The 24,721-nt window shown below is 65.6% G+C and carries 30 protein-coding genes, 4 tRNA genes and 2 pseudogenes; 35 read left to right on the forward strand and 1 reads right to left on the reverse strand.

Going from position 1 to position 24,721, the window contains the following annotated elements; translation table 11 throughout:
- Positions 1–49 precede the first annotated feature (49 nt).
- The 13 genes from nac to gph all read left to right on the forward strand — a co-directional run bounded on the left by nac (position 50) and on the right by gph (position 10,985).
- Positions 50–988 carry a nitrogen assimilation transcriptional regulator NAC gene (gene nac, locus ASC78_RS11925; protein ID WP_055802116.1) on the forward strand — a complete coding sequence of 313 codons (939 nt, stop codon included), beginning with the start codon at positions 50–52 and terminating at the stop codon, positions 986–988.
- Positions 989–1,135: 147 nt separating this feature from the next.
- Entirely contained in the window at positions 1,136–1,570 is a 435-nt protein-coding gene (locus ASC78_RS11930) for an acetyl-CoA carboxylase biotin carboxyl carrier protein (RefSeq protein WP_055801133.1), read from the forward strand.
- A gap of 13 nt (positions 1,571–1,583) precedes the next feature.
- Entirely contained in the window at positions 1,584–2,936 is a 1,353-nt protein-coding gene (gene accC, locus ASC78_RS11935; protein ID WP_055801136.1) for an acetyl-CoA carboxylase biotin carboxylase subunit, read from the forward strand.
- Positions 2,933–3,604, forward strand: a complete 672-nt coding sequence (gene pxpB / locus ASC78_RS11940; RefSeq protein WP_055801140.1) for a 5-oxoprolinase subunit PxpB — start codon at positions 2,933–2,935, stop codon at positions 3,602–3,604. The genes accC and pxpB overlap by 4 nt, the downstream gene beginning before the upstream one ends.
- Positions 3,601–4,596 (forward strand): biotin-dependent carboxyltransferase family protein, encoded by a 996-nt coding sequence (locus ASC78_RS11945; protein WP_055801144.1) that lies wholly within the window; start codon positions 3,601–3,603, stop codon positions 4,594–4,596. Before pxpB ends, ASC78_RS11945 begins: the two co-directional genes overlap by 4 nt.
- A gap of 166 nt (positions 4,597–4,762) precedes the next feature.
- Positions 4,763–5,272 (forward strand): acetyl-CoA carboxylase biotin carboxyl carrier protein, encoded by a 510-nt coding sequence (locus ASC78_RS11950; protein WP_235505067.1) that lies wholly within the window; start codon positions 4,763–4,765, stop codon positions 5,270–5,272.
- A gap of 18 nt (positions 5,273–5,290) precedes the next feature.
- The gene (locus ASC78_RS11955; protein WP_055801147.1) at positions 5,291–6,055 is read left to right on the forward strand and encodes a LamB/YcsF family protein; all 765 of its coding nucleotides are present in this window, start codon (positions 5,291–5,293) and stop codon (positions 6,053–6,055) included.
- A 167-nt stretch (positions 6,056–6,222) separates the two neighbouring features.
- Complete coding sequence (locus ASC78_RS11960) at positions 6,223–6,975, forward strand: SDR family oxidoreductase (RefSeq protein WP_055801149.1); 753 nt, start codon at positions 6,223–6,225, stop codon at positions 6,973–6,975.
- A gap of 38 nt (positions 6,976–7,013) precedes the next feature.
- The gene (locus ASC78_RS11965) at positions 7,014–7,715 is read left to right on the forward strand and encodes an amino acid ABC transporter permease (protein ID WP_055801154.1); all 702 of its coding nucleotides are present in this window, start codon (positions 7,014–7,016) and stop codon (positions 7,713–7,715) included.
- 3 nt (positions 7,716–7,718) lie between these two features.
- Positions 7,719–8,477: an amino acid ABC transporter permease gene (locus ASC78_RS11970; RefSeq protein ID WP_055801157.1), complete on the forward strand. Its 759-nt coding sequence runs from the start codon at positions 7,719–7,721 to the stop codon at positions 8,475–8,477.
- A gap of 81 nt (positions 8,478–8,558) precedes the next feature.
- Entirely contained in the window at positions 8,559–9,293 is a 735-nt protein-coding gene (locus tag ASC78_RS11975; RefSeq protein ID WP_055801160.1) for an amino acid ABC transporter ATP-binding protein, read from the forward strand.
- Between the two features lie 47 nt (positions 9,294–9,340).
- Complete coding sequence (locus ASC78_RS11980) at positions 9,341–10,183, forward strand: ABC transporter substrate-binding protein (protein WP_055801164.1); 843 nt, start codon at positions 9,341–9,343, stop codon at positions 10,181–10,183.
- A 70-nt stretch (positions 10,184–10,253) separates the two neighbouring features.
- The gene (gene gph / locus ASC78_RS11985) at positions 10,254–10,985 is read left to right on the forward strand and encodes a phosphoglycolate phosphatase (RefSeq protein WP_055801166.1); all 732 of its coding nucleotides are present in this window, start codon (positions 10,254–10,256) and stop codon (positions 10,983–10,985) included.
- Positions 10,986–11,005: 20 nt separating this feature from the next.
- On the opposite strand, the gene ASC78_RS11990 is transcribed toward gph, so the two are convergent.
- On the reverse strand, positions 11,006–11,611 hold the full coding sequence (locus ASC78_RS11990; RefSeq protein ID WP_055801169.1) for a chalcone isomerase family protein: 606 nt from the start codon (positions 11,609–11,611) through the stop codon (positions 11,006–11,008).
- A gap of 330 nt (positions 11,612–11,941) precedes the next feature.
- Between ASC78_RS11990 and trpE the strand changes: the two genes are divergently transcribed.
- From trpE to rplL, 22 genes and pseudogenes are all read left to right on the forward strand, one after another.
- Positions 11,942–13,444, forward strand: a complete 1,503-nt coding sequence (trpE, locus tag ASC78_RS11995) for an anthranilate synthase component I (RefSeq protein ID WP_055802123.1) — start codon at positions 11,942–11,944, stop codon at positions 13,442–13,444.
- A complete protein-coding gene (locus ASC78_RS12000; protein ID WP_055801171.1) occupies positions 13,441–13,833 on the forward strand; it encodes a GxxExxY protein in 393 nt (130 codons plus the stop codon). The genes trpE and ASC78_RS12000 overlap by 4 nt, the downstream gene beginning before the upstream one ends.
- Positions 13,830–14,414, forward strand: a complete 585-nt coding sequence (locus ASC78_RS12005) for an aminodeoxychorismate/anthranilate synthase component II (RefSeq protein WP_055801174.1) — start codon at positions 13,830–13,832, stop codon at positions 14,412–14,414. Before ASC78_RS12000 ends, ASC78_RS12005 begins: the two co-directional genes overlap by 4 nt.
- A gap of 7 nt (positions 14,415–14,421) precedes the next feature.
- On the forward strand, positions 14,422–15,480 hold the full coding sequence (ltaE, locus tag ASC78_RS12010) for a low-specificity L-threonine aldolase (protein WP_055801176.1): 1,059 nt from the start codon (positions 14,422–14,424) through the stop codon (positions 15,478–15,480).
- Positions 15,481–15,498: 18 nt separating this feature from the next.
- Positions 15,499–16,161 (forward strand): LysE family translocator, encoded by a 663-nt coding sequence (locus ASC78_RS12015; RefSeq protein WP_055801179.1) that lies wholly within the window; start codon positions 15,499–15,501, stop codon positions 16,159–16,161.
- A 21-nt stretch (positions 16,162–16,182) separates the two neighbouring features.
- A complete protein-coding gene (gene trpD, locus ASC78_RS12020; RefSeq protein WP_055801182.1) occupies positions 16,183–17,205 on the forward strand; it encodes an anthranilate phosphoribosyltransferase in 1,023 nt (340 codons plus the stop codon).
- A 29-nt stretch (positions 17,206–17,234) separates the two neighbouring features.
- Positions 17,235–18,035 carry an indole-3-glycerol phosphate synthase TrpC gene (gene trpC / locus ASC78_RS12025; RefSeq protein ID WP_055801185.1) on the forward strand — a complete coding sequence of 267 codons (801 nt, stop codon included), beginning with the start codon at positions 17,235–17,237 and terminating at the stop codon, positions 18,033–18,035.
- Positions 18,032–18,739 (forward strand): uracil-DNA glycosylase, encoded by a 708-nt coding sequence (locus ASC78_RS12030; RefSeq protein WP_055801188.1) that lies wholly within the window; start codon positions 18,032–18,034, stop codon positions 18,737–18,739. The genes trpC and ASC78_RS12030 overlap by 4 nt, the downstream gene beginning before the upstream one ends.
- A gap of 107 nt (positions 18,740–18,846) precedes the next feature.
- Positions 18,847–18,932: transfer RNA gene (locus ASC78_RS12035), tRNA-Tyr, on the forward strand.
- A 65-nt stretch (positions 18,933–18,997) separates the two neighbouring features.
- A tRNA-Gly gene (locus ASC78_RS12040) sits at positions 18,998–19,071 on the forward strand.
- A gap of 40 nt (positions 19,072–19,111) precedes the next feature.
- A tRNA-Thr gene (locus ASC78_RS12045) sits at positions 19,112–19,186 on the forward strand.
- A 226-nt stretch (positions 19,187–19,412) separates the two neighbouring features.
- Positions 19,413–19,747: GTP-binding protein (locus ASC78_RS27980; RefSeq protein ID WP_443082714.1), on the forward strand; the 335-nt coding region annotated here is incomplete at its 3' end.
- Position 19,748: 1 nt separating this feature from the next.
- Positions 19,749–20,227 (forward strand): annotated as a pseudogene (locus ASC78_RS27985) (GTP-binding protein); the annotation flags it as partial.
- A gap of 82 nt (positions 20,228–20,309) precedes the next feature.
- A pseudogene (locus ASC78_RS27990) lies at positions 20,310–20,728 on the forward strand (EF-Tu/IF-2/RF-3 family GTPase); the annotation flags it as partial.
- 86 nt (positions 20,729–20,814) lie between these two features.
- Entirely contained in the window at positions 20,815–20,904 is a 90-nt protein-coding gene (locus ASC78_RS28355) for a hypothetical protein (protein WP_443082720.1), read from the forward strand.
- A gap of 21 nt (positions 20,905–20,925) precedes the next feature.
- Positions 20,926–21,001 (forward strand) — tRNA-Trp (locus tag ASC78_RS12055).
- Between the two features lie 137 nt (positions 21,002–21,138).
- Positions 21,139–21,522 (forward strand): preprotein translocase subunit SecE, encoded by a 384-nt coding sequence (gene secE / locus ASC78_RS12060; protein ID WP_007831049.1) that lies wholly within the window; start codon positions 21,139–21,141, stop codon positions 21,520–21,522.
- Complete coding sequence (gene nusG, locus ASC78_RS12065) at positions 21,523–22,134, forward strand: transcription termination/antitermination protein NusG (RefSeq protein WP_028258524.1); 612 nt, start codon at positions 21,523–21,525, stop codon at positions 22,132–22,134.
- 139 nt (positions 22,135–22,273) lie between these two features.
- Complete coding sequence (gene rplK / locus ASC78_RS12070) at positions 22,274–22,705, forward strand: 50S ribosomal protein L11 (RefSeq protein ID WP_055801191.1); 432 nt, start codon at positions 22,274–22,276, stop codon at positions 22,703–22,705.
- Positions 22,706–23,404: a 50S ribosomal protein L1 gene (gene rplA / locus ASC78_RS12075; protein ID WP_055801194.1), complete on the forward strand. Its 699-nt coding sequence runs from the start codon at positions 22,706–22,708 to the stop codon at positions 23,402–23,404. It begins immediately after the preceding gene.
- A gap of 247 nt (positions 23,405–23,651) precedes the next feature.
- Positions 23,652–24,185: a 50S ribosomal protein L10 gene (gene rplJ, locus ASC78_RS12080; protein ID WP_012745749.1), complete on the forward strand. Its 534-nt coding sequence runs from the start codon at positions 23,652–23,654 to the stop codon at positions 24,183–24,185.
- 43 nt (positions 24,186–24,228) lie between these two features.
- The gene (rplL, locus tag ASC78_RS12085) at positions 24,229–24,603 is read left to right on the forward strand and encodes a 50S ribosomal protein L7/L12 (protein WP_055801198.1); all 375 of its coding nucleotides are present in this window, start codon (positions 24,229–24,231) and stop codon (positions 24,601–24,603) included.
- Positions 24,604–24,721 lie beyond the last annotated feature (118 nt).

Raw genomic sequence — 24,721 nt, forward strand, 5'->3', positions numbered from 1 at the left:
CTGCCGCACAGGCGCGGTGCTAGGCTCGGCTTTTGCTTGGGGACACCGCGTGAACCTGCGACGCCTCAAATATTTCGTGAAGATCGTGGACATCGGCAGCCTGACGCAGGCAGCCGAAGTTCTTTTCATCGCCCAGCCGGCGCTGAGCCAGCAACTGGCCACGCTCGAGGGCGAGGTGCGCCAGCAGCTGCTCGTGCGCACCAAGCGCGGCGTCACGCCCACCGAGGCCGGCAAGGTGCTGTACCGGCATGCTCAGATCATCCTGCGCCAGTGCGAGCAGGCGCGCGTAGACATGGAAGCGGCCGGCGAAGGGCTCTCGGGCCAGGTGTCGGTGGGTCTTGCGCCCGGCACGGCGGCCTCGGCGCTCTCGCTGCCGCTGCTGCGCACCGTGCGCGCCCGCCACCCCGGCATCCTGCTTTACCTGAACGAGAACTACGGCACCACGCTGAGCGAGCTCATCATGAACGGCCGCATGGACCTGGCCGTGCTCTACGGCGACAAGGCGATCCATGGCCTGAGCTTTCAGCCGCTGCTCAAGGAGCCACTGTTCCTGGTCGGGCCGGCCGCGATGCCGGCGCCGGCGCAACCGGTGAAGCTGGCCGACCTGCGCGACATCGAGCTCTTTCTGCCGCGCCCCTACAACGTGGTGCGCAAGCTGGTCGATGCGGCTTTCGTGCGTGCGGGCATGGTGCCGCGCGTAGTGGCCGAGATCGAATCGGCCTTCACCCTGACGGCGGCCATCGCCGACGGGCTGGGCGCCACCATCCTGCCGGCGTCGATGGCGCGCGAAGTGGTGGCTTCCTGCGGTGCCTGGCAATTCCAGATCGTCGACCCGGTCATCGAGGCGCCGCTGGCGCTGTGCCAGTCGGACCACCTGCCGCTCTCGGAGCCGGCGCAGGCGGTGAAGAGCATCCTGCTCGAGCTGGTGGTCGACCTCGCCGGCACCTTTGCGGCCACGCCCGAACCCGGTCTTGCCGCGCTGTCGTAACGTGCCGTCATAAGCCGGCCTTATCCCGGCACAGCCATTCCGTCTTGGGCTTTGCGCCCGCGGCCCGTTACCTTTCATGCCTGCCGTCACGCGTTCGCGGAATGCGTCGGCCACCAAGGATGTTCTGTCGCCACAGGCAGGCCCGGCATGAAGCAGGAACAGATCAAGACGCTCATCGACGCACTCGCCGCATCGGATCTTGCGGAGCTGGAGTACAGCGAAGACGGCAGCACGCTGCGGCTGGTGAAGCAGTCGGCGCTGGCGGCCGCGCCCACCGCGCGGCGCCCGGCCGCAGCGCGCCAGGCGCGCGCCGCGGTGTCCGCGGAACCGGCGCTGCCGGAGGCCGCCCCGGCCGAATGTCTCGCGCCGCTCTACGGCGTGGTGCACCTGCAGCCCGCCCCCGGCGAGCCGCCCTTCGTGCAGCCGGGTCAGGCCGTCGAGGCCGGGCAGGTGCTCTGCGTGATCGAGGCCATGAAGATGTTCAACGAAGTCCGCGCCGATGCTGCCGCCACCGTGCAGGCCGTGCTGGTGCAGTCGGGCCAGGAAGTGGATGCGGGGCTGCCCCTGTTCCGCTTCGCTTGAGGAAAGCCGCGCAATGTTCGATACCGTCCTCATTGCCAACCGCGGCGAGATCGCCTTGCGCATCCTGCGCGCCTGCCGCGGCCTGGGCCTCAGAACCGTGGTCGCGCATTCCGAGGCCGATGGCGAAGCCAGCTATGTCGCGCAGGCCGACCAGGCGCTGTGCATCGGGCCCTCCGCGCCGGGGCAGAGCTACCTGAACCAGTCCGCCATCCTGTTTGCCGCCGAAGTCAGCGGGGCGCAGGCCATCCATCCGGGCTACGGCTTCCTGTCGGAGAACGCGGGTTTTGCCGCGCGCGTGGAGCAGGCCGGCCTGGTCTTCATTGGCCCCAGCGCCGCCTGCATCCGCACCATGGGCGACAAGGTCTCGGCCAAGCGCGCGATGCGCAAGGCCGGCGTGCCCTGCGTGCCGGGGCCCGACGAAGGGCTGCCTGAAGACCCGGCCGCCGTGCAGGCCATCGCCCGCGAGATCGGCTACCCGGTGATCGTCAAGGCGGCGGGCGGCGGCGGCGGGCGCGGCATGCGCGTGGTGCACGACGAAGCGGCGCTGCTGAACGCGATGGCATTGACGCGCGAGGAAGCGCGCCAGGCCTTCGGCAACCCCGAGGTCTACATCGAGAAGTTCCTGCTGCACCCGCGCCACGTCGAGATCCAGGTGCTGGCCGACAGCCACGGCAACGCCGTGTGGCTGGGCAGCCGCGACTGCTCGCTGCAGCGCCGCCACCAGAAGGTGATCGAAGAGGCGCCGGCGCCCGGCATCGACGACGCGCTGATGGCCGAGGTGGGCGAGCGTTGCGCGGCCGCCTGCCGGCAGATCGGCTATTGCGGCGTGGGCACCTTCGAGTTCCTCTACGAGAAGGGGGCGTTCTATTTCATCGAGATGAACACCCGCCTGCAGGTGGAGCATCCGGTGACCGAGATGACCGCCGGGGTGGACATCGTGCAGCAGCAGTTGCGCATGGCGCGCGGCGAGCGCCTTTCGCTGGCGCAGCACGATGTGCGATGCCAGGGCCATGCGATCGAGTGCCGCATCAACGCCGAGAACCCGGACACCTTCGCGCCCGCGCCCGGCCGCATCACCGGCTGGCAGGTGCCGGGCGGCTTCGGCGTGCGCGTCGATTCGCATGCCAACGCCGGCTACCGCGTGCCGCCTTACTACGACTCGATGATCGCCAAGCTGATCGTGCACGGCGCCACGCGCACCGATGCGCTCGACCGCATGCGCCTGGCGCTCGCCGAGATGCGCATCGACGGCATCGCCACCAACGTGCCGCTGCACCGCGAACTGCTGCGCGACGAGGGCTTTGCCGTCGGCGGCGTGGACATCCGTCACCTCGAACGCTGGCTGCAGCAAAGGGGCGCGGCATGACCACCGCCCAACGGCCGTCGATCAGCCTGCTGGGCACGACCGCGCTGCTCTTCGAGGCGCCCGGCGAGATGAACCTGAACTCGCAGCAGCGCATCTGGGCGCTGGCGCACGAGACCCAGGCCTGGCCGGAGATTCGCGAAGCCGTGCCGGGCATGAACAACCTGATGCTGACCTTCCTGCGCCCGCCGCGCGGCCTCGGTGCGCTCGAAGCCCTGGAGGCGCGCCTGCGCGATGCGTGGGACGCAGCCGTCGCGCGGCCGCGGGAAGGCCGAGTGGTCGAGCTGCCCGTGGTCTACGGCGGCGCGAGCGGTCCGCACATGGCCGACGTGGTGGCCCACACCGGCCTCAGCATCGAGCAGATCGTCGAGCTGCACAGCGCGCCGCTCTACCCGGTGTATGCGCTCGGCAGCCATCCGGGCTACTGCTACCTCGGCGGCATGGACGCGCGCATCGCCACGCCGCGGCGCAAGGTGCCGGTGCTGAGCATTCCGGGCGGCGCGGTGTCGATCGGCGGCGCGCAGACCGGCGTGTCGGCCTCGGCCGGGCCCAGCGGCTGGAACACCATCGGCAGCACCGCGATGTCCTTCTTCGATCCGGCGCAAGACCCGCCCGCGACGCTGCAGCCGGGCGACATGATCCGTTTCCGCGTGGAGGGCATCGTCCGATGATCGAGGTGCTTTCTTCGGCGGCGCTCGCCACCGTGCAGGACCTGGGGCGCACCGGCAGCCTGCGCTGGGGCGTCGGCACCTCGGGCGCCATGGACAACCTGGCGCTCGCGGCCGGCAACCTGCTGCTGGGCAATGCGCTCGATGCGGCCGCCATCGAAGTGCCGGTGTTTCCCTTCAAGGTGCGCTTCGATGAAGACTGCGCGTTCGCACTGACCGGTGCGGACTGCGCGGCCCGGCTGGACGACCAGCCGCTGCTGCCCTGGTGGGTTCACCAGGCGCGGGCAGGGCAGGTGCTGACGCTGGGCTTGCCCCAAGGTGGCGCGCAGCGCGGCAGCCGCGCCATGCTGTGCCTGGCCGGCGGCGTCGATGTGCCCGAAGTGCTGGGCTCGCGCAGCACGCAGCTGCGCGGCGCCTTCGGTGGCCACGAAGGGCGCGCGCTGCGCCGGGGCGACGTGCTGCGCGCCGCGGGCGCGGGCGCGGCTTGCAAGACCGGCTTCGGCCTGGTGCCGCCCGCGCTCGCACTACCGCTGCAACGCGATGGCGTAGCGTCTGTGCGCGTCCTGCCCGCGGCCGAATACATGGGCTTCGAACCCGCGTCGCGTGATGCCTTCTGGGCCAGCGAATGGAAGATCACTTCGCAGAGCGACCGCTACGGCTACCGCCTCGAAGGCGAGGCGCTGCGGCCCATCGCGCCGATGGAGCTGCGCTCGCACGGCATCGTGCCCGGCGTGATTCAGGTGCCGCACAGCGGGCAGCCGATCATCCAGATGCGCGACGCCCAGCCCTCGGGCGGCTATCCCAAGTTCGGCACGGTGATCGAGGCCGACATGTGGCGCCTCGGGCAGGCGCCGATCGGCAGCCGCGTGCGTTTCATCGAAGCCGGCTGGGACGAGGCCGTGGCCGCTCTGGACGAAGTGCGCGCCTGGCTCGACAAGGTGGCGCGCATGGTGGAACTGCACCGCGGTGCGCCTGTGTCTGCTGGAAGGCGCTGAGATGACACCTTGCTTTTCGATTCTTCGCGTTGTGTTTGACGTGCGTTGTTCGGGGCGCGCTCCCGCCGACGGGGTACCTTGCTCCGCGAATGTCCCCCGGCCTGCGGCCTCCTCCTTTATTTCGCTGCGCAAGGCACCCCATCGACGGGATCGTTGTTCAGAGTCGTTGATCAGCCAGCACAACGACAGCGCTCAGTGGGCACAGGGCGCCGGGTGCTCCCCGCAGCGAAATAAAGGAGGAGCCGAAGGCGGGGGACATTCGCGGAGGGGAGTACCCGGTGGCCCCGCACTGCGCACCCCGCAGCTGGCCGCCTGGCTGGCCGGCACCGACATCGGCTTGCTCGAACTGCGCACGCCGCAAGGCACGCTGCGCCTCGGACGGCGGGGCGACGACATCGTGGAACTGCCCGTCGATGTGGCCGAAATCGAAGCCGTGCTCGTGCCGGTAAACGCTCCATCCGTCGGCGTGTTCCTGCACAGTCATCCGCTAGCCGCCGCGCCGCTGGTGCGCACCGGTGAGCGCGTAGAAGCCGGCCAGACCGTCGGCCTGTTGAAGATTGGCCCGCTGCTGCTGCCCGTGACGGCGCCGCAGGCCGGCATCGTCGACGGCGTCCACGCGGCCGACGGCCTTGCGGTCGGCTACGGCACCCCGCTGGTCGACTTGCACCCCCTCTGAACGAGAGAAGGACACCCCATGGACATCGACCTGAACGCAGACCTCGGCGAAGGCTTCGGCCCCTGGCGCATGGGCGAGGACGAGGCGCTGCTCGACATCGTTTCTTCCGCCAACGTGGCCTGCGGCTTCCATGCGGGCGATCCGGTCATCATGGACCGCACCGTGCGCATGGCGCGCGCGCGGGGCGTCGACGTGGGGGCGCATGTGGGCTTTCCGGACCTGCTCGGGTTCGGCCGCCGGCCGATGCAGATCGAGCCGAAGGAACTCGTCGCCTACGTTCTCTACCAGCTGAGCGCGCTGGACGGCATGGCGCGCACCGCCGGCCACCGCATGACGCACATGAGCTTTCACGGTGCGCTCGGCAACATGGCCGCGGCCGACGCCGCGTTCGCCGAACCGCTGGTGCGCGCGGTGGCGGATTTCGATCCGACGCTCATCGTCAGCTCTTCCGCCAGCCGCGCCATCGAGGAGGCCGCCGCGCGCTGCGGCCTGCGCGTGCGAACCACCTTCCTGGCCGACCGCGCCTGCGACGACGACGGCCTCTTGGTGCCGCGCAAGTTGCCCGATTCGGTAATCCACGACCAGGGCGCGGTGCTGGCGCGCGTGCGCCTATTGCTGGAGGAGGGCACGGTCACCAGCTACGGCGGCAAGAAGATCCCGATGCGCGCGCATTCGATCCTGCTGCACGGCGACACGCCCGGTGCGGTGGACCTGGCCCGCGCGGTGCGCGGCGTGGTCGAGCAGGCGGGGCGCGTGGTGCCCATCTCCAAGCAATCGGACTAGCCGGCCTGGAGGTCGAACATGGTGCTTACCCTAGGTCGCGCGCACGCGCACGGGGCAACATAAGGGCGGCTTATCGCTCCACAGCCAATCCGTCTTGGCGCCGCGAAGAAGCGCTCGATACAGTGAATTCAACGCAGCGATCTCCAGTTCCAACGAAAGAAACAAAGATGCCGTTCTCTGACTACAAGACCGCGCTGGTGACGGGGGCCTCCTCGGGCATCGGCGCCGCCGTCGTCGAACGCCTCTGCAAGGAAGGCCTGAAAGTCCATGCGCTGGCGCGCAGTGCCGACAAGCTGGCCGAGCTGGCCGAGCGCACCGGTTGCATTCCGCACGCCATCGACGTGAGCGACCTTGCCGGCATCACCCGCCTCACGCAGGAGGTGGAGTTCGACGTGCTGGTCAACAACGCCGGCGTGGACCGCCCCGGCTCGATCCTCAAGGCCGACGCCGAGGGTATCGACCTGCTGGTCGACGTGAACCTGCGCGCCGTGCTGCACCTGTGCCGCCTCGTGGTGCCCGGCATGGCCGCGCGCGACCGGGGCCACGTGGTCAACATCAGCTCCATTGCAGCGGCCTACAACTTCGGCGGCAACAGCACCTACCACGCGACCAAGGCGGCCGTGAGCATGCTGTCGCGCCAGCTGCGCATCGACGTCTTCGGCAAGCGCGTGCGGGTGACCGAGATCTGCCCGGGGCGCGTGGCCACCGACATCTTCGCGCACGTGCACGGCGACTCCGAAGAAACCCACAAGCGCTTCGTCGAAGGCTACGAGCTGCCGAAGGCCGAGGACATCGCGAACGCCATCGCCTTCGCGATTGCGGCGCCCATTGCAGTCAACGTGGGCCACATGGAAATCACGCCCACGCTGCAGGTGCCCGGCGGGCTCTCGACCGCGCGGCCGGAAACGCCGCAGGCCTGAGTGGTACCCGCTCTTTAAGCCAGGCAAAGGAACCGCGCATGAAGGACTTCGACCTGCTGGCGATCCTGCTGAAACCGGAGTTCGGTGCGATGCTCTGGCACGGACTGCAGGAGACACTGAAAATCGCGGCCGGTTCCTGGCTGCTGGCCATGGCCATGGCGGTCGTGCTGCTGGTCGTGCGCCTCACGCCGAGCCGGCTGGCCGAACGCGTGGTGGCCGGCTATGTCTCCTACCACCGCAATGTGCCGACGCTGGTGCAGCTCATGCTCTGGTACTTCGGCATCTTCAGCCTGCTGCCCGATGCGCTGCAGGGCTGGCTGTCGGCGCACAACGCGGAGACGATTCTCTCGATCGTCGCGCTCGGCCTCTGCCAGGCCGCCTATTTCAGCGAGGACATGCGCTCGGGCCTGCGCTCCATCCCCGCCGGCCAGGCCGAGGCCGCGCGCGCGCTCGGCCATGGCTACATCGGCTCGATGCGCCACGTGATGCTGCCGCAGGCCATCCGAAACGCGGTGCCGGCACTGGTGAACCACAGCGTGTCGCTGTTCAAGAACAGCAGCCTGGCCATGGCGATCGGCGTGGCCGAGCTGACCCATGCGGTGAAAGAAATCGAGAGCCAGAGCTTTCGTACCTTCGAGGCCTACAGCGTGGCGACGGTGCTGTACCTGGTGTGCTCGCTGCTCATCATGGCGGTGGGCGGCTGGCTGTCGCGGCGCTACCGCATCGTGGGAGCGAGGTAGGCCATGTTCAGCGTCTTTGAAATTCTTCGCGACAACTGGCTGCTGCTGCTCATCGGCCAGTATCCCAGCGGGCCGCTCGGCGGCATCGTCGCCACGCTGATCCTGTCGGTGCTGGGCATCGTGCTGGCGTTTCCGCTGTCGGTGCTGCTGGCGCTCGCCCGGCTGTCTCCCTGGCGCCTGCTGCGCTGGCCGGCCACGGTGCTGGTCTACGTGGTGCGCGGCGTGCCGCTCCTGATGGTGATCCTGTGGGTCTACTTCCTGGTGCCGATCCTGATCGGGCGCGACGTGTCGGGCTTCACCACCATGCTGTGCACGCTGGTGATCTACGAGGGCGCCTACCTGTCGGAGGTGGTGCGCGCCGGCATCCAGGCGCTGCCCAAGGGCCAGACCGAAGCTGCGCGCGCGCTCGGCCACAGCCACCTGGGCACCATGTGGTTCGTGATCTTGCCGCAGGCGCTCTACAACATGCTGCCGAGCATGCTGAGCCAGTTCATCTCCACCATCAAGGAGACCACGCTGGGTTATGTGATCAACGTGCAGGAGCTGACCTTCGCGGCCAACCAGATCAACAACCAGCTGCTGACCAAGCCGTTCCAGGTGTTCTTCATCCTGGCGATGACGTACTACGTCGTCTGCTTCAGCCTGACCCAGCTGGCGCTGTGGCTGGAGCGGCGCGTGGCCCACAAGCGGCTCGGCGCAGCCTCTGCGAAGACATCCGAAGACGGTGTTTCGCTGCCGCCACCGGCGGTGGTGAATCCGTAAGGCCGCGCCCGACGGCCATCGACAGGAAAACAAGGAGACAGATCCATGAACCCCGTTCCACATCCCGCAGGGGATGACACCATGATCCTGTTCTCCAACATCAACAAGTGGTATGGCGACTACCAGGCGCTCGCCGACGTGAACGCCGAGGTGAAGAAGGGCGAGGTGGTGGTGGTCTGCGGGCCTTCGGGCTCCGGCAAGTCCACCCTGATCCGCACCGTCAACCGGCTGGAAGAAGTGAAGTCGGGGCAGCTGCTGTTCGACGGCCACGACATCCACGCGCCCATGAGCAGCGCGGCGCTCAACAAGCTGCGCAGCCGCATCGGCTTCGTGTTCCAGAGCTTCAACCTGTTTCCGCATCTCTCGGTGCTGGAGAACATCATGCTGTCGCCCGTGCGCGTGCTGGGCGTGAAGCGGGCCGAGGCGAAGGCAAGGGCGGCGCAGCTGCTCGAGCGCGTGGGCCTGTCGAACAAGGCCGGCGCCTACCCGGCCCAGCTCTCGGGCGGTCAGCAGCAGCGCGTGGCCATTGCCCGTGCATTGGCCATGGAGCCGCCCGCCATGCTGTTCGACGAGCCCACCAGCGCGCTCGACCCCGAGATGGTGGGCGAAGTGCTGTCGGTGATGCGCAGCCTTGCCAACGACGGCATGACCATGATGTGCGTCACGCACGAGATGAACTTCGCCCGCGAGGTGGCCGACCGCGTCTGGTTCATGGACGCGGGCCGCATTCTCGAGAAGGCCGACCCCGAGACCTTTTTCACCAGCCCGCAGCATCCGCGCGCGCAGCGCTTCCTGTCGGACTTGCGCGCGCACTGATTGATCGTCGTTTTCTTCATCCCCTCGAATTTCTTCAGGAGTCCAGCATGTCGAACAGAACCGTTTTCCGTCTTGCCGCCATTGGCGCCAGCCTTTGCGCCGTGCCTTTCCTGGCGCATGCTGACCAATGGAGCGACATCAGCCAGCGCAAGGAACTGCGATGCGGGACCTTTGCCGACGTGCCGCCCTTCGCCGCCCCCGATCCCAAGACGCGCGAGATGGTGGGCCACGACGTCGACCTGTGTCAGGCGCTCGCCAAGGAACTCGGCTTGACGGCCAAGGTCACCCCGCTGTCGGTGGAGGCGCGCGTGCCTGAGGTCAAGCTCGGGCGCGTCGATGTGACCGTCGCCAACCTGGCCTACACCAAGAGCCGCGGCGAGCAGATCCAGTTCAGCGACCCGTACTACGTGGCCAAGGAAATGCTGGCGGTGAAGGCTTCCGACCCGGGCACGGCCAAGGCCGACTTCAAGGGCAAGCGCCTGAGCTCGACCAAGGGCTCGACCTCCGAGCTGTCGATCAAGATGAACGGCTCCGAGCCGGTGACCTTCCAGGACACGGGATCGGCCTTCATGGCGGTGCAGCAGAACAAGTCGGTCGGCATGGTCGCGAACACGATGACCATCACCAAGCTGGTCAACCAGTCGAAGACCGAAGGCGTGGCGCTCAAGATGATCAAGGACCCGATGGTGCTGCAGCCTATCGGCGTCGGCATGAAGAAGGATGAGCCGGCGCTGCTGGCCAAGGTGAATGGCGCGCTGTACGCGCTGGAAAAGTCGGGCGAGCTCGACAAGATCTGGGCGAAGTGGCTCGGCCCGAACACCGAATACAAGATGACGCGCGAAGAAAAGGTCATGCCGCTGGCGGACCTCAAGTTCGAGCTTCTGCCCTGACGTGCCGTGAGCCCTGTTCCTCGATGTTCTGTAAAGTGACGGATGGTTTTCGCCATTCCATTCGTCTGTTTTGAACTCTATTAGCTTCGACCCCACCCGCTTCGATGCCGCCATCGTCGATCTCGACGGCACCATGGTCGACACGCTCGGCGATTTCGCGGTGTCGCTCAATCACATGCTCGCCGACCTGTCGTTGCCGCCGGTGGCTCCGGCGGCCATCGAGAAAATGGTGGGCAAGGGGTCAGAGCACCTGATTCTTTCAGCGCTTGCGCATGTGATGTCTTCCAACGAAGGCGTCGCGGCGGGTGCCGGCGCGGAGGCGCTGCAGGCGCGGGCGCAGGCGCTGTTCGACCGGGCCTGGGAGCGCTATCAGCACCACTACCTGGCCATCAACGGACAGCACTCGGCGGTGTACCCGGGCGTGGTCGAGGGCCTCAAGGCGCTGCGCTCACGCGGCCTGCGGCTGGCGTGCCTCACCAACAAGCCGACCTCGTTCGCCAAGCCGCTGCTGGCTGCCAAGGGGCTCGAGGGATTCTTCGAATTCGCCTTCGGCGGCGATGCCTTCGCACGCAAGAAGCCCGACCCGCTCCCGCTGCTGAAGACCTGCGAAGCGCTGGGCACCACGCCCGCGCGCACGCTGATGATCGGCGACTCCAGCAACGATGCCAAGGCCGCGCGTGCGGCGGGCTGCCCGGTGCTGCTCGTGACCTACGGCTACAACCACGGCGAGCCTGTGCGCGGCGTCGATGCCGACGGCTTCGTGGATTCGCTCGCCGAACTCGATCGCGCTGCTGCAGCCTGAGCAAGGAGGTCGGGCGGCCGCTACGGCTGCCTGCCGAGCAGCGCGTCCTTCAGTTTCCAATCCGCCGGCACCGGGCCGAGCCAGATGCGCAGCAGCGCGTTGAAGAAGGCCTGTTCCTTGATTGGATCGGGCTGCGCCACGCCGCGCACGGAGATCACGGTGCCCGTGCCGGGCAGCCAGTCGACGGTGAAGGTGTCGCCGGCCTTGAGCTGCTTCTGGTCGGCAAACATCTGTCCCATGCGCAGCAGGCCCGGAATGAGATTGACCATTTCGCTCTTGGGCGAGTTTTCTTCCACGCCCTTGGTGAAGAGCTTGCCCAGTTCGTTGGCGTCGATGTCGCGCAGCATGGTGATGGCCACGCGCTTGGGGCCTGGCGCGGCCAGCGCCTCTTCGGGCGTGGAGACTTTCTTTCCGACGTAGAACCCGGCCGTGTAGACCTTGAAGACGGCCTTGTAGCGCACGCCCGCGCCGTTGAGCTGCAGGGTGCTGCCGCGCAGGTCGAGGGTGTCGTTCAGCTTGACGCCCGCGACGTCGACCTGCGTTGCCGAGGCGCCGAGCACGGCCGAAACAAAGGCCAGCGCGGCCAAGCGAGACAACGACAGGGTGGGGAGCGATAGAACGGGCAAGGGGGTCTCCTTGAATTTGCGAACGGTCGTGCGAATGTATCTTTTCGTTCTACCCCGTCCCCCTCGGGCGAACCCTGAAGCTGACGGTTGCACGCAGCGGCGTTTTCGTGGGCTAAACTCCACGCTCCATGTTCGTTCATCACATCATTCAAACAGGTGAAGGCAGCCGGGGAGCCTGGCCCTGGCGTCGCCATACATCGCTGACTGTTTGATTGCACGGCGCACGCCGTGCGCCCGCGGTACCGGATCGCTCATCGACTCCGGGCCACCAGTGAATGACCTTGCCACCGGCCAAAACTCGAGCGCCGGAGGCAATTGGAGAACGAATCCGTGATTACCGAACTTGAATTCAAGAGCCTCAGCGCCCAGGGCTACAACCGCATTCCGCTGATGGCCGAGGCCTTTGCCGACCTCGAAACACCGCTTTCCCTCTATCTCAAGCTGGCCCATTCGCAGGGCGGCGGCAAGCACAGCTTCCTGCTCGAATCGGTGGTGGGCGGCGAGCGCTTCGGGCGCTACAGCTTCATCGGCCTGCCGGCTCGCACACTGCTGCGCGCCAGCGGCTTCGGCGCCGAAGCCGTGACCGAGGTGGTGACCGACGGCCACGTGGTTGAGACCGCTGCGGGCAATCCGCTGGATTTCGTCGCCGAATACCAAAAGCGCTTCAAGGTGGCGCTGCGGCCGGGCCTGCCGCGTTTTTGCGGCGGTCTTGCAGGCTACTTCGGCTACGACACGGTGCGCCACATCGAGCGCAAGCTCGAAAAAAGCTGCCCGCCGGATACGCTGGGCTGTCCCGACATCCTGCTGCTGCAGTGCGAAGAGCTTGCCGTCATCGACAACCTCTCGGGCAAGCTCTACCTGATCGTCTATGCGGATCCAAAGCAGCCCGAAGCTTATGCGGCAGGCAAGCGCCGCCTGCGCGAGCTGAAGGAAAAGCTCAAGTATTCGGTCAGCGCACCCATCGTGAAGCCGACGCAGCCGCATCCGCCCGAGCGCAGCTTTGCCAAGGCCGACTACCTCGCGGCCGTGGAGCGCGCCAAGGACATGATCGCCGCCGGCGACTTCATGCAGGTGCAGGTGGGGCAGCGCATCAGCAAGCGCTACACCGAATCGCCGCTGTCGCTGTACCGCGCGCTGCGTTCGCTCAACCCGTCGCCCTACATGTACTACTACCACCTGGGCGATTTCCACGTGGTGGGCGCTTCGCCCGAAATCCTGGTGCGCCAGGAGAACACGGGTGACGGCGAGCAGAAGATCACCATCCGCCCGCTGGCCGGCACGCGTCCGCGCGGCGCGTCGCTGGAGCTCGACAAGGCGGCCGAGGAAGAACTGATCAACGACCCGAAGGAGCGCGCCGAGCACGTGATGCTGATCGACCTCGCGCGCAACGACATCGGGCGCATCGCCAAGACCGGCACCGTGAAGGTGACCGAGGCCTTCGCGGTGGAGCGCTACAGCCACGTGATGCACATCGTGAGCAACGTCGAAGGCACGCTGAAAGATGGCATGACCGCCATCGACGTGCTCAAGGCCACGTTCCCGGCCGGCACGCTGACAGGCGCGCCCAAGGTGCACGCGATGGAACTCATCGACCAGTTGGAGCCCACCAAGCGCGGCCTGTACGGCGGCGCCTGCGGCTACATCAGCTATGCGGGCGACATGGACGTGGCGATCGCCATCCGCACCGGCATCGTGAAGGATCAGATGTTGCACGTGCAGGCCGCGGCCGGCGTCGTCGCCGATTCGGTGCCGGAGCTGGAGTGGAAGGAAACGGAAGCCAAGGCGCGCGCATTGCTGCGCGCCGCCGAGCTGGTCGAGGAGGGATTGGAATGAGCAACGTACCGGACATCCAGAACGATTTCTCGCACGAGATCATCGGCGCCGCCGTCGAGGTTCAGCGCGTGCTTGGCACGGGCCTGAGTGAAGATGCCTACGCCGCGGCACTGGCCATCGAACTCGCCGAGCGCGAGATCGGCTTTGCGCAGGGCGTGGCGCTGTCGGCCAGCTACAAGGGCCGTTCGCTGGGCGACGTGTACCGCGCGGCGTTCGTGGTCGAGCAATCGGTCATCGTCGAGCTCAAGGCGGTCGACGTGCTGACCGACTTGCACCGCGCGCAGGTGCTTGCCGCGCTGCGGCTCTCGGGCCTCAAGCTGGGCCTATTGATCAACTTCAACGTGTTCCCCGTCGTCAAGGGCGTGCACCGGATTGTGAGCAAGCCATGAAACTGCTGATGATCGACAACTACGATTCCTTCACCTACAACATCGTCCAGTACCTGGGCGAGTTGGGTGCGGATGTTCAGGTGCACCGCAACGACGAGATCACCGTGGCGCAGATCGGCGAGCTGATCGCTTCGGGCGTCACGCGGCTCGTGGTGTCGCCGGGCCCTTGCTCGCCGGCGGAAGCGGGCGTTTCGGTGGCGGCCATCAAGGAATTCGCGGGCAAGCTGCCGATTCTTGGCGTGTGCCTCGGCCACCAGGCCATCGGCGCGGCCTTCGGCGGCAAGATCATTCGCGCGCAACAGCTGATGCACGGCAAGACCAGCGAGATCACGACCACGCAGGAAGGCGTGTTCGCGGGGCTGCCCGAGAAGTTCACCGTCAATCGCTATCACTCGCTGTCCATCGAGCGCGAAAGCTGCCCCAAGGAATTGGCGATCACCGCCTGGACCGACGACGGCGAGATCATGGGGGTGCGGCACACCGGCTTTGCACACGACGTGCGCATCGAGGGCGTGCAGTTCCACCCCGAATCGATCCTTACCGAGCACGGCCACGCGATGCTCAAGAACTTTCTGGATTGACCACGCCATGACGGACCGCTCTTCCATCGTCGACCTGCGCAGCGACACCGTCACGCAGCCCACCCCGGCGATGCGCGAAGCCATGATGGCGGCGCCGCTCGGCGACGACGTCTTCGGCACCGACCCGAGCGTCAACGCACTGCAAGAGAAGATCGCCGCACTGCTGGGCTTCGAGGCGGCGCTGTTCGTGCCGACCGGCACGCAGAGCAACCTGTGCGCGATCCTCTCCCACTGCGGGCGGGGCGACGAATACATCGTCGGCCAGCAGGCGCATTGCTACCGCTGGGAAGGCGGCGGCGCGGCGGTGTTCGGCAGCGTGCAACCGCAGCCGCTCGACCATGCGTCCGACGGCACGCTGCCGCTCGCGCAGATCGAGGCGGCCATCAAGCCCGATGATGCGCACTTCGCGCGCACGCGGCTGCTGGCGCTGGAGAACACACTCGGCGGCAAGCTGCTGCCTTTTGAATACGTGCAGGCCGCGACCGATCTCGCGAAGAGCAAGGGACTGCAACGGCACCTGGACGGGGCTCGCCTCTTCAACGCCGCAACGGCGCAGGCGGCGCTGAACAAGCGCAGCGACATTCGCGCCGAAGCACGCCGCATCGCGCAATGCTTCGACAGCGTGTCGGTTTGCTTCAGCAAGGGCCTTGGGGCGCCCATCGGTTCGGCGCTGGTCGGTTCGCGCGAGTTCATCGCGAGAGCGCACCGCATCCGCAAGATGGCGGGCGGCGGCATGCGGCAAGCCGGCCTGCTTGCCGCGGCGGCTTCGCATGCGCTCGACCACCACGTCGACCGGCTGGCTGAAGACCATGCACTGGCCCGGCGCTTGGCAGAGGGGCTCGAAGGCATCGAGGGCCTGAAGGTCGAGACGCCGCACACGAACATCGTGTTCGTCGATCTGACGGGTGCGGCGCAGGCGCGTTCTTCACAGCTGCTGGCGCACTTGAACCAGCAGGGCATTCTCGCGACCGGGCTCTATCGCCTGCGCTTCGTGACGCACCTCGATGTCGATGCGGCCGGCGCGGACCGCGCCGTGGCCGCCATCCGTGGCTTCTTCAACGCCTGAACCTCAAGGAGCCGTGCGATGCCCGACCTCCCGCATCTGCTCGCTTTCATCGCCGCCGGCTGGCTGCTGAACCTCACGCCGGGCCCCGACGTGCTCTACGTCGTGACGAATTCGCTGCGCTCCGGCGTGCGCGCGGGCACCGTCGCCGGGCTCGGCATCACCGCCGGCTGCTTCGTTCACATCTTCGCCGCCGCAGTCGGCGTCGGCACCCTGATGGCCACGTCCGCGGCGGCCTTCACGGTGCTCAAGTACATCGGCGCGGCCTACCTGCTCTACCTTGGCGCGCGCATGGTGCTGTCGCGCGCGGCGCCACCCGCCGACCTGGGCAAGGCCGCGGCCGCGGTGACCGGGGAGCACAGCCTCAAGGCGATCTTCCTCGGCGGGTTCTGGACGAACGTGCTCAACCCCAAGGTGGCGTTGTTCTTCCTGGCTTTCGTGCCGCAGTTCATCGCGCCCGGCGCGGACAACAAGGCCCTGTACTTCGTGCTGCTGGGCGTGCTGTTCAACCTCAATGCGATCCCCGTCAACGTGGGCTGGGCCGTGGCGGCTGGCTGGATGGCGCGCCGCGGCGCCGTGCAAAAAGGCATGCACTGGCTCGATCGCGCGGCGGGCGTCCTCTTCATCGGCTTCGGCCTCAAGCTTGCGTTCACGGACGCGCCGGCGGTCCGCGTCGGACACTGACAAACTCCCAGGAGACTTCCCATGATCACTCCCCAGGAAGCGCTGCAGCGCACCATCGAGCACCGCGAGGTCTTCCACGACGAGATGCTGCACATCGTGCGGCTCATCATGAGCGGCGAGTGCTCGCCCGTGATGATGGCCGCGCTGATCACGGGCCTGCGCGTCAAGAAGGAGACCATCGGCGAGATCACGGCGGCTGCGCAGGTGATGCGCGAAGTGTCGACCAAGGTGCCGGTGAAGGACACCACGCACCTGGTCGACATCGTCGGCACGGGGGGCGACGGCTCGCACACCTTCAACATCTCGACCTGCTCGATGTTCGTCGCGGCCGCGGCGGGCGCCAAGGTGAGCAAGCACGGCGGGCGCAGCGTGTCGAGCAAGTCGGGCAGCGCCGACGTGCTGGAGTCGCTCGGGGTCAACATCAATTTGCAGCCGGAGCAGATTGCACGCTCCATCGAAGAAGTGGGCATCGGCTTCATGTTCGCGCCCAACCACCACCCTGCCATGAAGAACGTCGCGCCGGTGCGGAAGGAATTGGGCATCAAGACTATCTTCAACATCCTCGGTCCGCTGACCAACCCGGCGGGCGCGCCGAACATCCTGATGGGCGTGTTCCATCCTGACCTGGTGGGCATCCAGGTGCGTGCGCTGCAGCGCCTGGGCACCGAGCACGCCATGGTGGTGTACGGCCGTGACGGCATGGACGAAATCTCGCTCGGCGCCGCCACCATGGTGGGTGAACTCAAGGACGGCGAGATCCGCGAATACGAACTGCACCCCGAAGACTTCGGCTTTGCCATGTCGAGCAACCGCGCGTTGCGCGTGGAAACGCCCGAGCAGTCGAAGGCCATGCTGCTGGGGGTGCTCGACAACCAGGCCGGCCCGGCGTTGGACATCGTGCTGCTCAATGCCGGCGCGGCGCTATATGCCGCCAACGTGGCCGATTCGGTCGCCAAGGGCATCGAGCGTGCGCGCGAAGCGATTGCATCGGGCGCCGCGCGGGCCAAGCTGGCTGAACTCGTCAAGGCCTCCGCGGCCGTTTGAGCCGCAACAGATTGCTGGGAACACAGAACATGTCCGACATCCTCGACAAGATCATTGCCGTCAAGCGGCAGGAAATTGCTGCGGCGCAAAAAAGAAGCCCGCTCGAAGCGGTGCGCTTCGACGCCGAGAGCCGCGTGCTGACGCGCGATTTCGAAGGCGCGCTGCGCGCCAAGATCGCTGCCGGCCACGCCGCGGTGATTGCCGAGGTCAAGAAAGCCAGCCCGAGCAAGGGCGTGCTGCGCGAAGACTTCATTCCGGCCGACATCGCCCAGAGCTATGCCGAGGGCGATGGCGAGATCAGCGCCGCCTGCCTTTCGGTGCTCACCGACAAGCAGTTTTTCCAGGGCAGCGTCGACTATCTGAAGCAGGCCCGCGCCTCGTGCGACCTACCCGTGCTGCGCAAGGACTTCATCGTCGACCCCTATCAGGTGTACGAATCGCGTGCGATGGGCGCCGATGCCATCCTGTTGATTGCCGCCTGCCTCGACGATGCGCAGATGAAAGACTACGAAGCCATTGCGCGCGGGCTGGGCATGGCGGTGCTGGTCGAAGTGCACGACGCGGCCGAGCTCGAGCGCGCACTCAAGCTCAGCACGCCGCTCATCGGCGTGAACAACCGCAACTTGCGCAATTTCGAGGTGTCGATCCAGGCCACCATCGACCTGCTGCCCAAGCTGCCGGCCGATCGGCTGGCGGTCACGGAGTCGGGCATTGCCACCCGCGAGGACGTGGCCACGCTGCGCGCGGCCGGGGTCCACGCTTTCCTGGTCGGCGAGGCCTTCATGCGTGCCAAGGAACCCGGCGAGGCGCTCGCGGCATTGTTCAAATGAATCGGCCGGACCAGCTGTCCAGCAGTGATCCCGCCGACTGGCCCGTGGCACCGGGCTGGAAGCCACTGGTCGACGAGTTTTTCAGCAGCATCGCGGGGGTGAAGCTGCGCAGCTTCCTGCGCGAGCGCCTCGATGCCGGCGCCGTGATCTTTCCGCCGCAACCGCTGCGGGCGCTGGAGCTGACGCCGCCCGAAGACGTGCGCGTCGTCATTTTGGGCCAGGACCCGTACCACGGTCGCGGGCAGGCGGAAGGGCTCGCGTTCTCGGTGGCGCCCGGTGTGGCGCTGCCGCCGTCGTTGCGCAACATCTTCAAGGAGCTTCAGCGCGACCTTGGCACGCCGCCGCCGCCATTCCCGAATCCGGGCGGCAGCCTGGTGAAATGGGCGACCCGCGGCGTGCTGCTGCTCAACACCTGCCTCACGGTCGAGGAGGGGCAGCCCGCCAGCCATTCGGGCCGAGGCTGGGAGGTGCTGACCGATGCTGTCATCCGGCATGTATCAGGCGGCGAGAAACCTGTTGTTTTTATGCTCTGGGGCGCGCACGCCCAAAGTAAGCGTGCGTTGATCGATATTGGGCGCCATAAGGTGCTGATGTCGAATCATCCCTCGCCGCTTTCCGCGTTGCGCCCGCCCGTGCCTTTCATCGGCTGCGGACATTTCGGCGAGGCGCGTGCATGGCGGGAGGCGCGCCAGGCGGGCGACTGAATTCGCGGATAATCCGTGCAGTTCCGCCTCGTGCAGTTCCTCACGCTTCTTCTTGGTGCTGGGGGTTCTGTGTAGTCACAAAACCGTGCTATATTTCGAGGTTCGCCGGAGAGGTGGCCGAGTGGTTAATGGCAGCAGACTGTAAATCTGCCCTCTTACGAGTACGCTGGTTCGAATCCAGCCCTCTCCACCAGCGATGAATTTGGTTTCTAAGAGCGATTGGATCTAGCGCTTTGGGTGCCTTTGAGTGCCCCCGATGCGGGAGTAGTTCAATGGTAGAACCCCAGCCTTCCAAGCTGATGACGCGGGTTCGATTCCCGTCTCCCGCTCCAGAGACCCGGTTCGACGCCGGAAGCGATTGGTTAGACAAAAGCCCTTTTGGCTCAGTGGTAGAGCACTCCCTTGGTAAGGGAGAGGTCGCGGGTCCGATTCCCGCAAAGGGCACCAGTTTCTGGGGGTTGCAACAGCTGGTTTGCAACCCATCTGCATACGTTGAAATCGTTTTTTTCGGAGTCGAAAAATGGCAAAAGGTAAATTCACCCGCACCAAGCCGCACGTGAACGTGGGCACGATCGGTCACGTCGACCACGGCAAGACCACGCTGACGGCGGCCANCAACAGCTGGTTTGCAACCCATCTGCATACGTTGAAATCGTTTTTTCGGAGTCGAAAAATGGCAAAAGGTAAATTCACCCGCACCAAGCCGCACGTGAACGTGGGCACGATCGGTCACGTCGACCACGGCAAGACCACGCTGACGGCGGCCATCGCCACGGTGCTGTCGGCCAAGTTCGGCGGCGAAGCCAAGGCCTACGACCAGATCGACGCGGCGCCCGAAGAAAAGGCCCGCGGCATCACGATCAACACCGCCCACGTCGAGTACGAAACGGCCAACCGCCACTACGCACACGTCGACTGCCCCGGCCACGCCGACTATGTGAAGAACATGATCACCGGCGCCGCTCAAATGGACGGCGCCATTCTGGTGTGCTCGGCCGCTGACGGCCCNGTCGACTGCCCCGGCCACGCCGACTATGTGAAGAACATGATCACCGGCGCCGCTCAAATGGACGGCGCCATTCTGGTGTGCTCGGCCGCTGACGGCCCCATGCCCCAGACCCGCGAGCACATCCTGCTGGCCCGTCAGGTGGGTGTGGGCTACATCATCGTGTTCCTGAACAAGTGCGACATGGTCGACGACGCCGAACTGCTCGAGCTSGTYGAAATGGAAGTGCGCGAGCTCCTGGACAAGTACGAATTCCCGGGCGACGACACCCCCATCATCCACGGCTCGGCCAAGCTCGCCCTRGAAGGCGACAAGGGCAAGCTCGGTGAAGARGCCATCATGAAGCTGGCCGAAGCCCTCGACACCTACATCCCGACGCCYGARCGCGCCGTGGACGGCACCTTCCTGATGCCCGTCGAAGACGTGTTCTCGATCTCCGGCCGCGGCACCGTCGTGACCGGCGCCGTCGAGCGCGGCGTCATNCGCGCCGTGGACGGCACCTTCCTGATGCCCGTCGAAGACGTGTTCTCGATCTCCGGCCGCGGCACCGTCGTGACCGGCGCCGTCGAGCGCGGCGTCATCAAGGTCGGCGAAGAAATCGAGATCGTCGGCATCCGCCCGACCGTCAAGACCACCTGCACCGGCGTGGAAATGTTCCGCAAGCTGCTGGACCAAGGTCAAGCGGGCGACAACGTCGGCGTGCTGCTGCGCGGCACCAAGCGCGAAGAAGTCGAGCGCGGCCAAGTGCTGTGCAAGCCCGGCTCGATCAAGCCGCACACGCACTTCACCGCCGAGGTGTAYGTGCTGTCCAAGGACGAAGGTGGCCGTCACACGCCGTTCTTCAACAACTACCGTCCGCAGTTCTACTTCCGCACGACGGACGTGACCGGCGCGATCGAGCTGCCTGCGGACAAGGAAATGGTCATGCCTGGCGACAACGTCAGCATCACCGTGAAGCTGATCAACCCGATCGCGATGGAAGANGACCGGCGCGATCGAGCTGCCTGCGGACAAGGAAATGGTCATGCCTGGCGACAACGTCAGCATCACCGTGAAGCTGATCAACCCGATCGCGATGGAAGAGGGTCTCCGCTTCGCCATCCGTGAAGGCGGCCGTACCGTGGGTTCGGGTGTCGTGGCCAAGATCCTCGACATCTAAGCCGAGCGTAAAGAGTACCGGAGGGGTATAGCTCAATTGGCAGAGCGTCGGTCTCCAAAACCGAAGGTTGTAGGTTCGATTCCTACTGCCCCTGCCACCTAGGTGGCACCTCCGAAAAAGCCCCGTCGGTGACCCGGCGGAAGGCAAAAAAAGCCCATCGCGACCCGGTGGGCTTCGGCGTCTCAGAAGACGCATTGAATTGAAGGCCGAAAGGCCACAGGAAATCAGCCGAACATGGCCACTTCTCAAATCGAAACCGTGAGCACGGGTGCCGACAAAGCCAAATTGGCTGCGGCGGTGGTGCTGGCAGTGGGCGCCATCGTGGCGTTCTACCTGCTGTCGCGCCAAGGTTCACTGGTGCAATGGGCTGCGCTGCTGGTCGGCCTGGCCGCGGCCGTGGGCGCCTTCGGCAGTTCGGAGAATGGCCGTCAGTTGTGGGCCTTTGGCCGCGATTCGTGGCGCGAAGTCAAGAAGGTCGTCTGGCCGACCCGCAAAGAAGCAATGCAGATGACGGCCTATGTGTTTGCCTTCGTGGCAATCATGTCCGTCTTCCTCTGGCTCACCGACAAGACGCTCGAATGGGTGTTTTTCGACCTCATTCTGGGCTGGAGAAAATAAATGACCGACGACACAGTTGAAACCACGCCGGCGGGCTCGGAAGAAGAAAACACTTCCGTGCTGGCCCCTGCTGCCAACCCCGATCTGCGTTGGTACGTGGTGCATGCCTATTCGGGCATGGAAAAGGCTGTCGAGCGCAACATCACCGAGCGCATCAACCGCGCCGGCATGCAGGACAAGTTCGGCCGCATCCTGGTTCCGACCGAAGAAGTGGTCGAAATCAAGAACGGCCAGAAGCGCACCACCGAGCGCCGCTTCTTCCCGGGCTACGTGCTGGTCGAAATGATCATGGACGACGAGAGCTGGCACCTGGTGAAACACACCAACAAGGTGACGGGTTTCGTGGGTGGCGCCAAGAACCGTCCAGCCCCGATCTCGCAGAAAGAGGTCGAGGACATCGTCAACCAGATGCAGCAGGGCACCGAGAAGCCGCGCCACAAGGTCGAATTCACCGTCGGCGAATTCGTGCGCGTCAAGGAAGGCCCGTTCACCGACTTCAACGGCACGGTCGAAGAAGTCAACTACGAGAAGAGCAAGGTCAGCGTGTCGGTCATGATTTTCGGCCGCGCGACGCCTGTGGAGCTCGAATTCAGCCAGGTCGAAAAGACCTGAGTTCCTTCCGGTCTTCGGGCCGGAACCATATTTCCGGCTGCGCGTTGTCCGACTCGGCGCGCGGCCTTGATCGAAGAGTCGTTAAACCCCGGGGAGCTGCGGCGAGAGCCAAGGCGATATCACCCGCAAGGAGCAAAGCATGGCGAAAAAAATCGTCGGCTTCATCAAGCTGCAAGTGCCAGCTGGTAAGGCCAACCCGTCACCACCCATCGGTCCCGCACTGGGCCAGCGTGGTTTGAACATCATGGAGTTCTGCAAGGCGTTCAACGCGCAGACCCAGAGCGTCGAGCCTGGTCTGCCGCTGCCGGTGGTCATCACCGCGTTCGCTGACAAGAGCTTCACCTTCATCATCAAGACGCCGCCGGCGATCACCTTGATCAAGAAGGCCATCAAGCTGGACAAGGGCTCGGCCCGTCCGCACACCGACAAGGTCGGCAAGATCACGCGCGCACAGCTCGAGGAAATTGCCAAGGCCAAGATGAAGGACCTGACTGCAGCCGATCTGGACGCAGCAGTTCGCACCATCGCCGGCTCTGCCCGTTCGATGGGCGTGAATGTGGAGGGCGTGTAAATGGCCAAGATCACCAAGAAGCAAAAAGCGCTCGCAGGCAAGGTCGACAGCAACAAGCTGTACCCCCTCGTTGACGCCATCGGCATCGTGAAGGACGCCGCCACCGCCAAGTTCGACGAATCGATCGACGTGGCCGTGCAGCTCGGCATCGACGCGAAGAAGTCGGACCAGGTCGTGCGTGGCGCCGTCGTGCTGCCCAACGGCACCGGCAAGACCAAGCGCGTGGCTGTGTTCGCCCAGGGCGCCAAGGCTGAAGAAGCCAAGGCCGCCGGCGCCGACATCGTCGGCATGGACGACCTGGCTGCCATGGTCAAGGCTGGCGACATGCCTTTCGACGTCGTGATCGCTGCCCCCGACGCAATGCGCGTGGTCGGTACGCTCGGCCAGATCCTCGGCCCGCGCGGCCTGATGCCCAACCCCAAGGTTGGCACGGTGACCCCGGACGTCGCCACGGCGGTGAAGAACGCCAAGGCTGGCCAGGTTCAGTTCCGCGTCGACAAGGCCGGCATCGTGCACGGCACGATCGGCCGCCGTTCGTTCGACACCGACAAGCTGCAGGGCAACCTCGCTGCGCTGATCGACGCTCTGGTCAAGGCCAAGCCGGCGACCAGCAAGGGCGTGTACCTGCGCAAGGTGGCTGTGTCGTCGACCATGGGTCTGGGTGTCCGCGTGGACACGCAAACCATCTCGGCGAGCTAAAGAGATTTGCCCGGCTCTGAAAAGAGCAGGGCGAATGTGGTGGGTCGCGGCAGCTTCGGTTGCCGTGAGCCATCCAAGACCGTTGGTGTGCAGGGCGCTGCACTTAATCGCCGGATCGATCCTTCCGGTATCCAGCGCAGATGGCGACCCCACTGCAAGGAATTTGATTTTTGTTCCGAAACAGTTGGTCGCTGCATGAAGCGCGATCCGAGGCCCCGGCCGAAGGTCGCATTAAAAGGAGTAGACCTTGAGTCTGAATCGCAGTGAGAAAGAAGCGGTCATCAGTGATGTGACCAGCCTCGCCGCTAAAGCTCAAACGCTCGTGATGGCGGAATACCGTGGCATCACGGTGGCCGACATGACCAAACTGCGCAGCGAAGCTCGCAGCAAGGGTGTGACCCTCAGCGTGTTGAAGAACACGCTGGCACGCCGTGCTGTTGCTGGTAGCGCATTTGAGATTGTTGGCGACCAGATGACCGGTCCGCTGATCTATGGCTTTTCCGAAGACGCAGTGGCCGCCGCCAAGGTGGTGGCCGATTTCGCGAAGACCAACGACAAGTTGGTGATTCGCGGTGGCGCATTCGGCGGCAAGGCCCTGGACGTGAACGGCGTGAAGCAACTGGCCAACATCCCTTCCAAGGAAGTGCTGCTGGCGCAATTGCTGGGCTTGATGCAATCCCCGATCTCTCGTACCGCCCGCGTGCTCGCGGCGCTGGCCGAGAAGCGCGGTGGTGGCGAAGCTGCACCCGCCGATGCACCGGCAGAAGCGCAGGCTGCTTAAGCCTTGCGTTTGAAATATTCAACCCAATTGTTAGGAAACAAAAATGGCATTCGATAAAGACGCATTTCTGACCGCGCTCGACAGCATGACGGTCCTGGAACTCAACGACCTGGTGAAAGCCATCGAAGAGAAGTTCGGCGTGAGCGCCGCAGCAATGTCGGCTCCGGCTGCTGGCGGCGGCGCTGCTGCTGCAGTGGTCGAAGAGCAGACCGAGTTCAACGTCATGCTGATGGATGCAGGCGCGAACAAGGTTTCGGCGATCAAGGCCGTGCGCGAAATCACCGGCCTGGGCCTCAAGGAAGCCAAGGACCTGGTGGAAGCCGCTCCCAAGGCAGTCAAGGAAGGCCTGTCGAAGGCTGACGCTGAAGCCGCCAAGAAGAAGCTGGAAGACGCTGGCGCCAAGGTGGAACTGAAGTAATTCAGACCCCCTAGAGGGCTGGAGGTGCCTGAAAAGGCCCTCCAGCCTTTGCCGCTTTCAGAGCGCACCCAAAAGTCGCCATTCCCATGCGATTTTTGAGTGTCTTCTGACCCCGACT

The sequence above is a fragment of the Variovorax sp. Root318D1 genome (genome assembly GCF_001424835.1).
In the GTDB taxonomy this organism is placed as follows: Bacteria; Pseudomonadota; Gammaproteobacteria; order Burkholderiales; family Burkholderiaceae_C; genus Variovorax.